This window comes from Streptosporangium sp. NPDC005286, assembly GCF_040607515.1.
GTDB lineage: Bacteria > Actinomycetota > Actinomycetes > Streptosporangiales > Streptosporangiaceae > Streptosporangium.
In genome coordinates this window covers 1-14,500 of the sequence record NZ_JBEXGU010000095.1, presented here as the reverse complement: position 1 = coordinate 14,500, position 14,500 = coordinate 1, and the positions used below count along the sequence as shown (strand labels likewise).

At 70.0% G+C, this 14,500-nt stretch carries 14 protein-coding genes; 12 read left to right on the top strand and 2 right to left on the bottom strand.

Annotated elements, in window-relative coordinates:
* Nucleotides 1–204 precede the first annotated feature (204 nt).
* Together ABZU75_RS28825 and ABZU75_RS28820 are read right to left on the bottom strand one after the other, a co-directional pair.
* Nucleotides 205–1,173 carry a phosphotransferase gene (locus tag ABZU75_RS28825; protein ID WP_355560661.1) on the bottom strand — a complete coding sequence of 323 codons (969 nt, stop codon included), beginning with the start codon at nt 1,171–1,173 and terminating at the stop codon, nt 205–207.
* A gap of 134 nt (nt 1,174–1,307) precedes the next feature.
* Nucleotides 1,308–2,093 (bottom strand): hypothetical protein, encoded by a 786-nt coding sequence (locus tag ABZU75_RS28820; RefSeq protein WP_355560658.1) that lies wholly within the window; start codon nt 2,091–2,093, stop codon nt 1,308–1,310.
* Nucleotides 2,094–2,541: 448 nt separating this feature from the next.
* On the opposite strand from ABZU75_RS28820, the gene ABZU75_RS28815 reads away from it, so the two are divergent.
* The 12 genes from ABZU75_RS28815 (at nt 2,542) to ABZU75_RS28760 (ending at nt 14,411) form a co-directional block, all read left to right on the top strand.
* Nucleotides 2,542–5,388 carry a PQQ-dependent sugar dehydrogenase gene (locus ABZU75_RS28815; RefSeq protein ID WP_355560655.1) on the top strand — a complete coding sequence of 949 codons (2,847 nt, stop codon included), beginning with the start codon at nt 2,542–2,544 and terminating at the stop codon, nt 5,386–5,388.
* Complete coding sequence (locus ABZU75_RS28810; RefSeq protein ID WP_355560652.1) at nt 5,381–6,562, top strand: ThuA domain-containing protein; 1,182 nt, start codon at nt 5,381–5,383, stop codon at nt 6,560–6,562. Before ABZU75_RS28815 ends, ABZU75_RS28810 begins: the two co-directional genes overlap by 8 nt.
* A 306-nt stretch (nt 6,563–6,868) precedes the next feature.
* Nucleotides 6,869–7,864 carry a hydroxyacid dehydrogenase gene (locus ABZU75_RS28805; RefSeq protein ID WP_355560649.1) on the top strand — a complete coding sequence of 332 codons (996 nt, stop codon included), beginning with the start codon at nt 6,869–6,871 and terminating at the stop codon, nt 7,862–7,864.
* A 148-nt stretch (nt 7,865–8,012) separates the two neighbouring features.
* Nucleotides 8,013–8,288, top strand: coding sequence for a phosphopantetheine-binding protein (locus ABZU75_RS28800; RefSeq protein WP_355560646.1), 276 nt, complete (start codon nt 8,013–8,015; stop codon nt 8,286–8,288).
* 7 nt (nt 8,289–8,295) lie between these two features.
* Complete coding sequence (gene fabV / locus ABZU75_RS28795; protein ID WP_355560643.1) at nt 8,296–9,504, top strand: enoyl-[acyl-carrier-protein] reductase FabV; 1,209 nt, start codon at nt 8,296–8,298, stop codon at nt 9,502–9,504.
* A 19-nt stretch (nt 9,505–9,523) separates the two neighbouring features.
* On the top strand, nt 9,524–9,658 hold the full coding sequence (locus tag ABZU75_RS28790; RefSeq protein WP_355560641.1) for a hypothetical protein: 135 nt from the start codon (nt 9,524–9,526) through the stop codon (nt 9,656–9,658).
* Nucleotides 9,659–9,723: 65 nt separating this feature from the next.
* Nucleotides 9,724–10,632, top strand: a complete 909-nt coding sequence (locus ABZU75_RS28785) for an NADP-dependent oxidoreductase (RefSeq protein ID WP_355560638.1) — start codon at nt 9,724–9,726, stop codon at nt 10,630–10,632.
* 338 nt (nt 10,633–10,970) lie between these two features.
* A complete protein-coding gene (locus tag ABZU75_RS28780) occupies nt 10,971–11,837 on the top strand; it encodes a lytic polysaccharide monooxygenase (RefSeq protein WP_355560635.1) in 867 nt (288 codons plus the stop codon).
* A gap of 218 nt (nt 11,838–12,055) precedes the next feature.
* Nucleotides 12,056–12,754: a DUF305 domain-containing protein gene (locus ABZU75_RS28775; protein ID WP_355560632.1), complete on the top strand. Its 699-nt coding sequence runs from the start codon at nt 12,056–12,058 to the stop codon at nt 12,752–12,754.
* A 68-nt stretch (nt 12,755–12,822) separates the two neighbouring features.
* A complete protein-coding gene (locus ABZU75_RS28770; protein ID WP_355560629.1) occupies nt 12,823–13,659 on the top strand; it encodes a MetQ/NlpA family ABC transporter substrate-binding protein in 837 nt (278 codons plus the stop codon).
* A 161-nt stretch (nt 13,660–13,820) separates the two neighbouring features.
* The gene (locus tag ABZU75_RS28765) at nt 13,821–14,087 is read left to right on the top strand and encodes a DUF6458 family protein (RefSeq protein WP_030913064.1); all 267 of its coding nucleotides are present in this window, start codon (nt 13,821–13,823) and stop codon (nt 14,085–14,087) included.
* Between the two features lie 72 nt (nt 14,088–14,159).
* Nucleotides 14,160–14,411, top strand: a complete 252-nt coding sequence (locus ABZU75_RS28760) for a DUF4235 domain-containing protein (protein ID WP_355560626.1) — start codon at nt 14,160–14,162, stop codon at nt 14,409–14,411.
* Nucleotides 14,412–14,500: the final 89 nt, after the last annotated feature.

The following is a 14,500-nucleotide window of genomic DNA, read 5'->3' as shown; positions in this document are numbered from 1 at the left end:
CTGACGGCTTGGGTGCTAAAAGGTGGTCGCAACACCTGATCCTGAGGGAGGAAGTGCCGGACGATGCGGCAACCGGGACGTTCTGTCATCGGCCAGGAGGTTCGCGAAGCCGGTACTGAGAGAAAATCGGTGAGGGCGTCGTACCGTGCGCAGAACTCCTCTCCTTGGGCATCCGAGTTATGGCATTCGCCCGTGCGCCTGTCGTCAGTGGACCAACTGCCTGACCAGTGCCTTTGCTGTGTGCTCGTGCCGCTCGGGGTGGTCGATTCCCCTCGGCCCCTCCTCGACGAGCATGATCAGATACAGGTAGGCGCGGTAGAGGGCGAGGCGGGCGCGGGTGTCGGGGGTGAGGTCCAGGTGGCCGCCGGCCTCGCGGTAGCCGTCCAGCAGGTCCGCGTCCTGTTCGGCCGTGCCGAACACGTCGACCGAGACGAGGTCGGCCACCGGATCTCCCCAGAACGCCCGTTCGTGGTCGATCAGCGCCGCGATGCGCGGTGGCCTGCCGTCCGGCTCCAGCAGCACGTTTCCCGGCCAAAGGTCGAAGTGGACCAGCGAGGGGGTGACGACATCGTCCAGTAGGTGCGCGCGAGCCCGTACGACGCTCGCGATCTCGTCCACCGGCCACGGCAGGACCGCCCGGAACCGGACCGCGTCGGCGAGGACACCGTCGACCATGGAGAGAAACGCCTCCCGCCAGGTCGGCGCCGTCATCTCGGCCAGTTGCGGGTAGCCGAAAGCAGTTCCCCTGATCCGGTGCAGCGTGGCCAGGTGCCGGCCGAGCTCGAAACGGAGACTTCTCGTGTCCGCCTCGGCCAGTGGTTCCGCCAGCTCCGACCAGGCCACGCCGTCGATCGCACTCATGATCAGGTACGGCAGCGGCCCGTCGAGGTTCGCCTGCCACAGCCGGGGGATCGGCACCCCGGTGGCGGCGGCGAGCTCGTAGAAGAGGGCCTCCGTCCGGATGATGTCCCGCTCGTAGGTGAGCAGCTCGACGTCGGCGGGAGGGCCGAGCTTGAGGACCAGCTCGCTGCCGTCTTCGAGCCGCGCGCGCCACAGTGCCGCGAACGAGCCCGCGTCAAGCTCCCGCAGGGAGACGGGCCACTTTCCCAGAGCCTGGAAGATCAGGTTTGCGGTCTCCGTCGTGGACAGTCGCCGCTTGGTCTTTATCTCCATGAACGATCATCCATCATCATCTTCGGCGAGGGAAGTGCCGGTTTCACCCGGTGGGGGAACCGCTTTCCCGTCATGGTTCCGGTGTTTGAAACGGTCAGGGCCGGGCCGTCGCCTCGACGGGGCCGAGTGCCGGGTCATCTCCAGGCGCGGCGTCGCAGCAGGAGCCCGGTGGTGGCGGTGAGGATGAGCAGGGAGCCGGTCAGCAGGAACATCCGCCCGTCGGGCCCGCGCTCACCGCCGCCCCCGGTCGCGGCGGGCCCCGACGGGGTCTGTTGCACCCTGCCGTTCCCACCGGTCTCCGGCTCTGTCTCCGGCTCCGTACCCGTATCGGTTCCGGTCTCCGTCCCCGTCTGGTCGGCTGCGGTGACCGTGAGGGGGTGGGTGGTCAGGGTGGCCTGGTTCTGGACCGCACACTTGATCGACGGCGCGTTGGTGGCGGTCCCGAAGTTCAGGGCGGCCGGCCGCACCGTCGCCGTACCCGCGTTGGACGAGGTCGTACTCAGGCTGACCGGGGCCGTCGGCAGCGGGATGACCTGGTTCGCGTCGACCGTACCGGGCGTACCCACCCCGGTGGCGGAGGTCAGTCCGGTGAGCCCGCTGATGGACGCGTACGCGTACAGGCTGGTGTCGGCGGTCAGTCCCGTCGCGGGTGCCTTCAGCCCGGTGCCGTCGGCGTAGGTCCCCTGCCAGCCGATGCTCATCTGCTCACCCGTCGTGGCGGCGGCCGGCATCGTCATCTCGACCTTGACCTTGATGTTCTGTTTCTCGGTCGCGCCGGTGGTGGTGCACTGGTACTCCACGACGTCGGTGATGACAGCCGAGCTCTGCCGCACCTCGCTGACGGCGGCGCCGGCCGGCTGGAGGAAGAGAACCAGGCCGCCGGCCAGGACGGTGACGGAGAGAACGGATCGGACGCGCAAGGCGACTCCCATTGCGACAAACGTGGCATTTGGGAAGACGTACTACGAAGTTATCCGGTTGTCACCATGTCCGCATCCGGACAGAAGTGCGCCCCTGCTCTTGGGCGAGGCCGGTTGCCCACCTTCCCGAGCGGCCGGCACGGCCCCTCCGCTCGGCGTCGACCGCGGGTGGTACCGCCGCGTCGAGCTGTACCAAAGGTCCCAGCTCACCGGCCACTGGCACGTTACAAAACCGGCCTCAGGGAGCGTTCCCTCAAACACGCGGGCGGTTACCTGGAAGTATGAGAGCCGTTTCAACCAGGTTAATCAGCCTCTTGACAAGTTTTGGTAAGCGAGAGCAATCTCGTGGTGGGAGAGCGCTCCCTCACATCCGTCAGCGCCCAGCAGTACAGAACCCGAGACCCTGACCACCGGTCCACCCCCCTCCACAGAGACCTGGAGTCTCGCCATGGCCTCGCTCCGCCGATGGTTACCGCCCCTGACCGCTCTCCTGACCCTGACCGCACTCCTGCACCCCCTCCCGGCCACCGCCACCGCCCGGGTCGCGGCCCAGGCCGCCCCGCCCGTCGATCCCGCCAGGTTCCAGCAGGTCACGCTGGCCAAGGGGGTCGCCGAGGTGGGAGAGCCCATGTCCATGGCGGTGCTGCCGGACCGCTCGGTCCTGCACACCGCCCGCGACGGCACGATCCGGATCACCGACGCCGCGGGGACCACCAAGGTGTCGGGCAAGATCCCCGTCTACTTCAACGACGAGGAGGGCATGCAGGGCGTCGGCATCGATCCCGGCTTCTCCTCGAACCGGTTCGTCTACCTCTACTACGCGCCGCCGCTCTCCACGCCCCCGGGCAACGCCCCGCTCGACGGCACCGCGGCCGACATCGCGCGCTTCGACGGCGTCAACCGGCTGTCGCGCTTCAGGCTGAACACCGACGGCACGCTCGACGTCGCGAGCGAGAAAAGCGTCCTGGAGGTGAAGACGAGCCGGGGTTTCTGCTGCCACGTCGGCGGTGACATCGACTTCGACGCCGCGGGCAACCTCTACCTCACCACCGGCGACGACACCGAGCCCGGTTTCAACGACGGCTACGCGCCACTCGACGACAGGGCGGGCCGCAACCCCGCACTCGACGCGCAGCGGGGCGCCGCCAACACCAACGACCTGCGCGGCAAGGTGCTCCGCATCAAGGTCAACGCCGACGGGTCGTACTCGATCCCGGCCGGGAACATGTTCCCCCCGGGAACGGCGAACACCCGGCCGGAGATCTACGCGATGGGCTTCCGCAACCCGTTCCGGATGAGCGTCGACAAGGCCACCGGCGTGGTCTACCTCGGCGACTACGGCCCCGACGCGGGCACCGCCGGCGCCAGGGGGCCGGGCGGCCAGGTCGAGTTCGACCGGATCACCGGGCCGGGCTTCTACGGGTGGCCATACTGCACGGGCAACAACACCCCCGCCGAGACCTACGCCCGCTACAACTACGCGACCGCGACGGTCGGTGCCAAGTACGACTGCGCGGGCGGTCCTGAGAACACCTCGCGCAACAACACCGGCCAGGTCAAGCTGCCCCCGGCCAAGGCCGCCTGGATCACCTACGACGGCTGCTCGCTGCCGGAGTTCGGCTGCGGCGCGGAGTCGCCGATGGGCGGTGTCGTCTACCGCTACTCCGCCGCGCTGAACTCACCGATCAAGTTCCCGCAGTCGCTCGACGGGCACTTCCTCGCCGGTGAGCTCCAGCGGCAGTGGATCAAGGACATCGAGGTCAACGCGGACGGCAGCCGGGGCACCATCCAGCCCTTCCCCTGGTCGGGCACGCTGGTGATGGACATGGCCTTCGGCCCGGACGGCGCCCTCTACGTGCTCGACTACGGGACCGGCTGGTTCAACGGCAACGAGCACTCGGCCCTGTACCGCATCGAGCACATCGGGACCGGCGGGCGGGCGCCCATCGCCAAGGCGTCGGCGGACCGCGTCTCGGGGAAGGCGCCGCTGACCGTGGCGTTCTCCTCGGCGGGCAGCTCCGACCCGGACGGCGACGCGCTCACCTACTCCTGGGCGTTCGGTGACGGCGGCACCTCCACCGCCGCCAACCCCACCCACACCTACACGACCGACGGCACCCGTACGGCCACGCTGACCGTCAGGGACAGCACGGGCCTGACCGCGACGGCCAACGTCGAGATCAACGTCGGCAACACCGCGCCCACGGTGCGGATCGACCTCCCGCTCAACGGGCAGGTGTTCGGCTTCGGCGACGCCGTGCCGTACCGGGTCACCGTCACCGATCCGGAGGACACGACGATCGACTGCGCGAAGGTGAAGATGACCTACATCCTCGGTCACGACACCCACGGCCACCCGCTCGCCACGGCCAACGGCTGCTCGGGCACCATCCAGACCCCCGCCAACGGCGAGCACGACGGGGCCGCCAACCTGTTCGGCGTCTGGGACGCCGAGTACACCGACTCCGGCGGCCTCACCACCCATGCCCAGCACGTCACCCAGCCGAAGAACCGGCAGGCCGAGCACTACACCACCTCCCAGGGCGTCGCCCTGTTCGACAAGCCGACCGCGCACGGCGCGAAGACCGTCGGCAACATCGAGAACGGGGACTGGATCGCCTTCGACCCCTACGTCCTGGCCGGAGTCTCCAAGATCACCGCCCGGGTCTCCTCCGCCGGAGCCGGCGGGACCATCCAGGTCAGGGCCGGCTCGGCGACCGGGACGCTGCTGGGCACCGCCACCGTGGCGCCGACGGGCGGCTGGGATACGTTCGTCGACGTCTCCGCCAACCTGACGGGTGCCCCGGCCGGCACGACCAAGCTCTTCCTGGTCTTCGCCGGGGGCGCGGGCGCGCTGTTCGACGTGGACGACTTCACCCTGACCACCGGGACGCAGCCGCCCACCGGGACGCTGCTGTCGTCGGGACGTCCGGTCACCGCCTCCTCGACGGAGGGCGCCGGATTCGCGGCGGGCAACGTGGTGGACGGCAACCTGGGGACGCGGTGGTCGTCGGCGTTCTCCGATCCGCAGTGGATCTCGGTGGACCTGGGTTCGGTCAGGCAGGTCAGCCGGGTGAGGTTGCAGTGGGAGGCGGCGTACGGGAAGTCCTACCGGATCGAGACCTCGACCAATGGCACGACGTGGTCGCAGGTCCACTCCACGACCGCGAGTGACGGCGGTGTGGACGACATCACCTTCGCGGCGGTCGGTGCCCGCCACGTGCGGGTCTACGGCACGCAGCGTGCCACTGTCTGGGGCTACTCCCTGTGGGAGATGGAGGTCTACGGTGCGTAATGTCATCGCGGTCATCACCGCGCTGCTCGTCGTCACGATCGGATTGGGGGCGCCGGCCATGGCAGCGGACCCGGCCTACAAGGTGCTCGTCTTCTCCAAGACCGCGGGGTTCCGGCACGACGCCATCCCCGCGGGCATCACCGCGCTGCGCGGGCTGGCGGCCGAGAACGGCTTCACCGTCGACGCCACCGAGGACGCCGCCGCCTTCAGCACGGCCAACCTGGCCGGATACCGGGCGGTGGTCTTCCTGCTGACCACCGGCGACGTGCTGAACGCCGCGCAGCAGACGGCGTTCGAGTCCTACATCGCGGGCGGCGGCGGATACGTGGGCGTCCACTCGGCCGCCGACACCGAGTACGACTGGGCCTTCTACGGCGGCCTCGTCGGCGCCTACTTCTCCTCCCATCCGGCCATCCAGCGGGCGACCGTACGGGTGGAGGACCGCACGCACCCCTCGACGGCCCACCTGCCGGCGACCTGGGTGCGCACCGACGAGCTGTACAACTACCGCACCAACCCTCGCTCCGCCGCCCACGTGCTGGCCACGCTGGACGAGTCGACCTACTCCGGCGGGTCGATGGGGGCGGACCACCCGATCGCCTGGTGCAGGCCGTACCAGGGCGGCCGGGCCTGGTACACCGGACTCGGTCACACCATCGAGTCCTACACCGAGCCGAACTTCCGGGCGCACCTGTACGGCGGGCTCCGCTACGCGGCCGGGGTCGCCCCCGCCGACTGCGGCACCGCCCCCACTCCCACGCCGACTCCCACGGTGCCCCCGGGGAGCGTGCTGCTGTCGTCGGGGCGTCCGGTCACCGTCTCCTCCACGGAGAACGGGTCGTTCGGCGGGAGCAACGCGGTGGACGGCAATCTCGGGACGCGGTGGTCGTCGGCGTTCTCCGACCCGCAGTGGATCTCGGTGGACCTGGGTTCGGTCAGGCAGGTCAGCCGGGTGAGGTTGCAGTGGGAGGCGGCGTACGGGAAGTCCTACCGGATCGAGACCTCGACCAATGGCACGACGTGGTCGCAGGTCCACTCCACGACCGCGAGTGACGGCGGTGTGGACGACATCACCTTCGCGGCGGCGGGCGCCAGATACGTGCGGGTGTACGGCACGCAGCGCGCCACCGTCTGGGGCTACTCCCTGTGGGAGATGGAGGTCCACGGCAGCTAGGAGCCAGGATTCCCGCGGATCTCACCGGTTTCGCAGGTTCGACAGGTGGGAATCCGTTGACGGCCGGTTGCCCGGCGTTGGACGGCTCATCATCGTGCCGCTGGGAACCGCAGCGGCAGCCACACGTACCGGGTGATCGCCGGCCCCTCGGGTCGGCGATCATCCGGGTGAGAGACAGGAGGTGGTTCAGGTGTCCTGGATCGGCAGGACGGCGGTGCGGCCGGTGCCCGGCAGGGTCACGGGAGGCCCGGCGACACCCGGCACCCACATCGTGGTCCGCGGCTCGATCCGGCCGGTAACCGTCCGATGACCACCGCCGCGGCGTTCGCCATGCAGCCCCGGCTACTGCCCGAGCTCTTCCCCCCCGACCTGCGGCACCGGCTGTCGCTGGTGACGCGGGTGGACGAGCGAGTGATCGAATCCTTCGACGGGCCGCTCGACGTGGAGATCCTGATCACCGGCTGGGGGTGTCCGAGGATCGACGCGGACGTGCTGGCCGCGGCTCCACGACTGCGGGCGGTCGTGCACGCCGCGGGCAGCGTCAAGGGGCACCTCACCGCCGAGGTTTTCGACAGGGGCGTCGCGGTCTCCTCGGCGGCCGAGGCCAACGCGCTGCCGGTGGCCGAGTTCACCCTGGCGATGCTCGTACTGGCCGCCAAACAGGTGATCGTCAAGGCGCGCGCGTACTCCACGCGGGGCTGGTCGGGCGACCCGCTGCCCGGAGTGGCGACGCCGAGCGAGGGCGGCGGCCTGATCGGAGCGGTGGTCGGCGTCATCGGCGCCTCCCGGGTCGGGCGGCTGGTGATGGAGCGGCTCCGCGACCACGGCGCGCACGTCCTGCTCAGCGACCCGTACATCAGCCCCGCCCAGGCGGCGGCCCTGGGGGCCAGGCCGGTGCCGCTCGACGATCTCTGCCGCGAGGCCGAGCTGGTCACCGTGCACGCCCCCGCGCTGCCGGAGACCCGCGGGCTGCTCGATGAGCGCCGCCTCGCGCTGCTGCGCGACGGCGCGGTGCTGGTGAACACCGCCCGGGGCTCCCTGATCGACACCGACGCCCTGGTACGGCACTGCGCCACCGGTCGCATCGGCGCCGTCCTCGACGTGACCGATCCCGAGCCGCTGCCCCTCGGGCATCCGCTGCTCGCCCTGCCGAACGTCCTGGTCACCCCGCACCTCAGCGGAGCCAGGGGCAGGGAGCTGCGCCGCCTGGGCGAGTTCGCGGTCGCCGAGGTCGAGCGGCTGGCGCGGGGCCTTCCGCTCCGCGGCACCGTCCGGCCGGCGGACCTGGATCGGATCGCCTGACGTCCCGGCCCGCCGGGCTCGCGTACTTCGCCGCGCGGACCCATCTCCCTGAAGTAGCGCACCGGCGAACGCGGCCCCGGAGGTCCGGCGTTGCCGTTCGTGCCCACCAACGCCCTGTGGTCACGCACCGGCGCGGCCGGAGGCAGCCGTGGCTGACGAGATCGCACTGCGGCAGGCGGTGGTGGCTGCGGTCGCCAAGGCTGCCGGACGTGCGCCACGCGACTGCGCCGATCCGAGTCTGGACCTGTGGAATGACCTGGGCCTCGATAGCCTCTCGCTGCTGGAGCTGATTCGAGACCTCGAAAAGCGGTTCCAGGTGACCATCCCGGATGAGGACACCGGCCAGGCCCACCCGGTCGGCGACCTCATCAGGATCATTCAGCGTCTCGCGGGCTCCGACCCGCCCGCGGGCCCGACCAGATAGGCACACGATGACGGAACGACTCATCGAACCCCGCGGGCGCGGGTTCCTGCTGTTCGACTCCCATCCCGCCGGATGCGAGAAGATCGTCGGCGACATGTGGGATCGCGTCGCCCCCGCGATCCCCGACAAGAAGGCCGAGCGCCGCCCGGTCGCCCTGATCATCGGCTCCAGCGCCGGCTACGGGATGGCGGCCACGATCGCGGGAATCCGTCGTTACGGCCTCGACGGTGTCGGCTTGTGCTTCGAGCGCCCGCCCACCGAGCGTCGCACGGCCACCGCGGGCTGGTACCGCACCATCGCGACCGCCGAACTCGCGGCCAAGGCCGGCCGCGACTGGTCGTTCGTCAACGGCGACGCCTTCGCCGACACCACCAAGGAGCAGGTACTCGACCTGCTCGCCGCACGGTTCGGCGGCATCGACTACCTGATCTACAGCGTCGCCGCACCTCGGCGCACCGACCCTGTCACCGGGCAGACACACCAGTCGGTGATCCAGTCCCTCGGGGCGGGGTACAGCACCAAGACCCTGGACGTCAGCGGAGACGAACCGGCGCTGAAGGAGATCTGGGTCGAACCGGGTAGCGACACCGAGCGGGCCGACACCATCAAGGTCATGGGCGGCGAGGACTGGGCCCTGTGGGTTGACGCCCTGGCCGGCCGTGGCCTGCTGCGCCCGGGGTTCACCACCGTGGCCCTGTCCTACATCGGCTCGCACCTGACCGCGCCGATCTACCGGGACGGGACCATCGGTGCGGCCAAGGCCCACCTGGAGGAGACCGCGCTCACACTGAACGGCGGCTTGGCCGAGGTCGGCGGGCGGGCCATGACATCGGTCAACGGCGCCGCCGTCACCCAGGCATCCACCGCGATCCCCGGCATCGCCCTGTACGTCAGCCTCCTGCGGGGCGCCCTCGGCGAGGCCATGCAGTCCCCGCTTCAGCAGTCCGTTGAGCTGTGGGACCGGCTCACCGGTGCCCAGGCGCTCGACCTCGACGACCAGAGGCGCATCCGCCTGGACGGGTGGGAGTTGCACCCGCTCATCCAGGAGCAGGTGACCGAGCGGTGGGAGGCCGTCGCCCCCGACAGCATCGGCGACCTGGCCGATATCGACTGGTTCACCGGCGAGGTGCGCCGCCTGTACGGCTTCGACGTGCCCGGGGTGAACTACAGCGCGCCGAGCGAGCCTGACCTGCTCTGGCCCACCCCCACCGAGTAGCGACCGGCCGGAGGAGACGTTGCAGCCGCCGCGGATCTTCGACCGGTTCGCCTGCCTGGAGGTCCTGGAGCACCTGCGCGACCCCGGTCGCCTGGTCAAGGCGCTCCAGGACACGGACGGTGGCCCCCTGCGCGCCGGGATCCGGAGCGCATGAGTTGACCTCAATCATGCTTGAGGTTGCAGGCTGGGCGGCGGCGTACACGAGTGGAGGGGAACCCTGTGAAGGCAGCTGCTTTTTTCGAGTTCGGCGGTCCCGAGGTACTGCGGGTGACGGAGCTTCCCACGCCCGAGGCGGGCGAGGGGCAGGTACGGGTGCGGGTCAGGGCCGCGGGCGTGCAGCCGTTCGACCTGGCGATCAGGGAGGGGTGGACTCCGCCGGGAGTGGACGGGGAGCTGCCCCGGGTGCCCGGCAACGAGTTCTCCGGGGTCGTCGACCAGGTGGGAGCGGGGGTGGCGGGGGTCTCGGCCGGGGCCGAGGTGCTGGGCTTCACCCTGCTCAACGCCTATGCCGAGTACGTGGTCGTGCCCGCGGGGAACGTCACGCCCAAGCCTGTGAACATGCCCTGGGAGGTGGCGGGCGGTTTCACCGCCGGGACCCAGACGGCCCACATGGCGCTGCGGCAGCTCGGGGTGGGGGAGGGCGACACGCTCCTGGTGCACGCCGCCGCGGGCGCGGTCGGCACCGCCGCGGTCCAGCTCGGCCGGCTCTGGGGGGCCACGGTGATCGGCACCGCGCGCGAGGAGAACCACGACTACCTGCGCGAGCTCGGCGCGATCCCGGTCGCGTACGGCGAGGGCCTGCTGGAGCGGGTCCGCGACCTGGCGCCCGGCGGGGTGGACATGGTGCTGGACGGCGCGGGCGGTGAGGCGTTCGACATCTCCCTGGAGCTGGTGAAGGGGGAGCGCCTCCTCACCCTCGTCGAGCACGGCAGGGCCGCCGAGCTGGGGGCGCAGCGGACCAGGGGGGAGCGGCTGGCGTCCCGCCTCGCCGAGCTCGCCGCCCTGTACGCCGAGGGCAGGTTCGTCTTCCCGGTGCGCGGCACCTACCCGCTGGAGCGGGCCGCGGACGCGCATCGCGAGCTTGGGACCAGGCATGGCAGGGGCAAGGTCGTGCTGGTCATGGACTGAAGCCGGGGCTTCCGGGGGGAGGCAGGGGCGCCTCCGGGAGCTGGACCGGGCAGGGCAGGGGCGAGGTCGTGGACCGAGGCTCAGGCTTCCGGGGAGTGGGGGTGCGATCGGGCGGGGGCCCGCCGGTCGCGGGCCGAGGCTCACCAAGGGCGGGCTCGTCCTCCCGGTGCGCGGGACCCACCCGCCGGGGGCTTGGGATCGTGCTGGTCAGGGATCTGTATCCTCGTTCGACTGGCATTATGGGACGGACTTTTAGTAAGGTTTCTTGTTAATAACGTGCTATCCGTCGGCTCGTTGGACATGTCCTGCCTCCATTCCCCAACCCAGGAGGAGTCCACGTGCATCTACGACACAAGGTGGCCACCGGTGCCGCCGCGGCGCTCAGCGTAGGGTCCCTGCTCGCGCTGCTGCCGTCCACCGCGGCGGTCGCCCACGGTTCCATGTCGAACCCGCCCAGCCGGGCCTACGTCTGCAAGACGGAGGGCCCGGAGACCCCCAAGTCCGACGCGTGCAAGGCGGCCGTCGCGGCCGGAGGCACCCAGGCCTTCTACGACTGGCACGAGGTGTCCCGGCTCGAAGCCGGCGGTAACCATCGCCAGATCATTCCCGACGGCCAGCTCTGCGGTGCCGGGCGCGACAAGTACCGGGGGCTCAACCTCACCAGGGCCGACTGGCCCGCCACCTCGGTCTCCCCGGGACCGCTGACGGTCACCTACCACGCGACCGCGCCGCATGCGAACAGCAACTTCGAGTTCTACATCACCAAGCAGAGCTGGAACCCGACCCAGCCGCTGCGCTGGTCGGATCTGGAGCACATCAGGACCTTCACCAACCAGAACCCCAGCACGTTCACCAACTGGACGATCAACCTCCCGCAGCGGAGCGGCCGTCAGCTCATCTTCTCGATCTGGCAGCGCATCGTGGGCAGCACCGAGGCCTTCTACACCTGCTCGGACGTGAACTTCGGCGGGGGAGGCAATCCCAGCCCCACGCCGACCCCGACGGTGACCCCCACCCCGACCCCGACTCCGACCCCGACCGTCACCCCGACGAGCCAGCCGGGCGGTACCTGGCAGGCGGGCACCGCCTACGCGGCGGGCGCCACGGTGACCTACGGGGGCGTGACCTACCGGTGCCTGCAGGCGCACACCGCGCTGGCGGGCTGGGAGCCGCCGAACGTGCCGGCTCTCTGGCAGCGCGTCTGACCCGTTGACGTCCGGCCGGGACGAGCCGTCCCGGCCGGGCGTTCTCCCCTGAGGTCCCGCACCGGTCCGCCGGCCCGGCGGGGAGGGCGCCGCGCGTACGAGGCCCGGTCCTGGCCGCCACCGAACAGCACACCGAGCACCACGCCGAACCACGCGGCACCGTGCCGCGCTTCCTCCCCCGGGGCCAGAGTCCGGGGTCTCCAGCCTGGAGGTATTCGATGAGACGTGCGGTCCCGGTGGTCGTACTGGGCGTCCTGCTGCTCGCGGGCTGCGGTGCCCACAGCATCCAGGAGCTTCGGGGCGGCGCATCCGGTCACGCGGGGCACGGCGCCGCCGCCCAGAATGCCGACCAGAGTGCCGACCAGAGTTCTGATCATGACGCGCACGATGGGCACGGCGCGGGTCAGGGGATGCCCAGCCCGTCGCCCGCCCCGCCGACGGGTACCGCCGAGGGGGTCGCCTTCAACGCCCCCGACGTGATGTTCCTGCAGATGATGGTGCCGCACAACGCGCAGGTGGTGCGGCTGGTGCGGCTGGCACGGGAGCGGCAGGTCCGCCCCGAGGTCTCCGAGCTCGCCGAGGCGATCGGGGTGACCCAGGAGCGCGAGTCCAGCACCATGTCCGGCCTGCTGGCCGCCTGGGGGCAGCCCGCGACGGCGCCGGACGACGAGCACGCCGCGCACGGCGGGATGCCCGGGGTGAGCGATGAGGAGGTGGCGGCGCTCATCGCGGCGCCCCCGGCCGAGTTCGAGCGAAGGTTCCTCGACATGCTCATCGCCCAGCAGGACGACGCCTCCCAGATGGCCAAGGTGGAGGTCGCGACCGGGCTGCACACCAAGGTCACCGAGATGGCGAAACGCGTCGATGTCTCGCGTACAGCGCAGATCGCCCAGATGTTGGCTTTGCGTGACAAGTAAGGATTTGTCCCTTTCCCCGTTTCTGTGAGATATTTCCTACCAGCTGTAAGGGGAATTAGGGGAGAATCATGCGCAAGATATTTGGGATCGTGGCCGGACTGATCCTGGCCGGGACCCTGGCCGGATGCGGGGGGGCGTCCACCGACACGGCCCAACCGGCCGACGGCACGCCGAAGGCCGATGCCCCGCTCAAGGTCGGGGTCAACCCCGTACCCCACGGCGAGGTGCTCAAGTACGTCAAGGACAACCTCGCCGCCGGCGCCGGGCTGAACCTGGAGATCGTCGAGTTCACCGACTACGTCCAGCCCAACACCCAGCTCGACGAGGGCAACCTGGACGCGAACTACTTCCAGCACATCCCGTATCTGGAGGAGTTCTCCAAGGGCAAGAACATCCAGCTCAGCTGGGTCGCCCCGGTCCACATCGAGCCGCTCGGCCTGTACTCCAAGAAGATCAAGAACGTCTCCGAGCTCGCCGAGGGCGCCCAGGTGGCCGTGCCCAACGACGCGAGCAACCTCGGCCGTTCGCTCAAGCTGCTGGCCGACAACGGCCTGATCACCCTCAAGGAGGGGGTCGGCGTCAAGGCCACCGAGCGCGACGTCGCCGACAACCCCAAGAAGCTGGAGTTCAGGCCCCTTGAGGCCGCCCAGCTGCCCCGCTCCCTGGAGGACGTGGACGCCGCGATCGTCAACGGCAACTACGCCCTGGAGGCCGGGCTGCAGCCCGCGACCGACTCCCTGCTCCTGGAGAAGGGCGAGGGCAACCCGTACGCCAACGGCCTGGTCACCGTCCCGGCCAAGGTGGACGACCCCCGGATCAAGAAGCTCGCCGAGCTCCTGGCCGGCCCCGAGGTCAAGAAGTTCATCGAGGACAAGTACAAGGGTGCGGTCCTGCCCGCCCAGTAACCGATTCTTCGCCGAGAACTCACGGGCCTGACGACTTTTCCGAAGTCGTCAGGCCCGTGACGTCCATTGGGATGCCGTGGTCGGCAGCTGTCTCCGCCGGGTGACGTTTGGGAGCCGTGTGGGGGATAGGGGGGATGCGTTGGCTCGAAGGAGGAGATCCCATGACCATCGCAGGCGGCATCATTCTCATCATGCTCGGCGCCATTCTCACCTGGGCGGTCGAATTCGACATCGCCGGGTTCGACATCAACGTCGTCGGTGTCATCCTGATGATCGGCGGTCTCGCATGGCTCCTGTTCGCCGTGTACCGGCTCAGCATCGCCCGCCGGGCGGTGGCGGACTCGACGGCCACCACCGTGGTCGAGGACCCGGTCGCTCATCGTCGCGTCTACGAGGAGCGGCACTACAACGACCCCCCGGTCGTGTGAGTGTCGTGTGAGTCAGGTACCGGTCCGGAAGGGCAGGCGTGTCTTCCGGTCAATCGAACGGAGGGCGAGACGTTGAGCAGGGTCGTATCCCGCAGTGTGAGCGCCGCGAGTGGAATGCTCGGTGGCGCGATCGCCGGAGCAGTCTTCAAGCAGGTCTGGAAGTTCGCGTCGGGCAAGGACGACGCGCCCCAGGCGACATCGGATGAGTACGGCTGGCGAGAGGTTCTCGTGGCGGCTGCCATCCAGGGAGCGATCTTCGGTGTGGTCAAGGCCGCGATCGACCGTTCCACGGCACACGGCATCCACAGAGCCACCGGCAAGTGATCACCTGCCGGGCCCTCCGGGGCCCGGCACCCGATCCCCGGCCGAAGGTCCCCGGTCCCGTCGACGGGACCGGGGACCTTCGGCCGGGG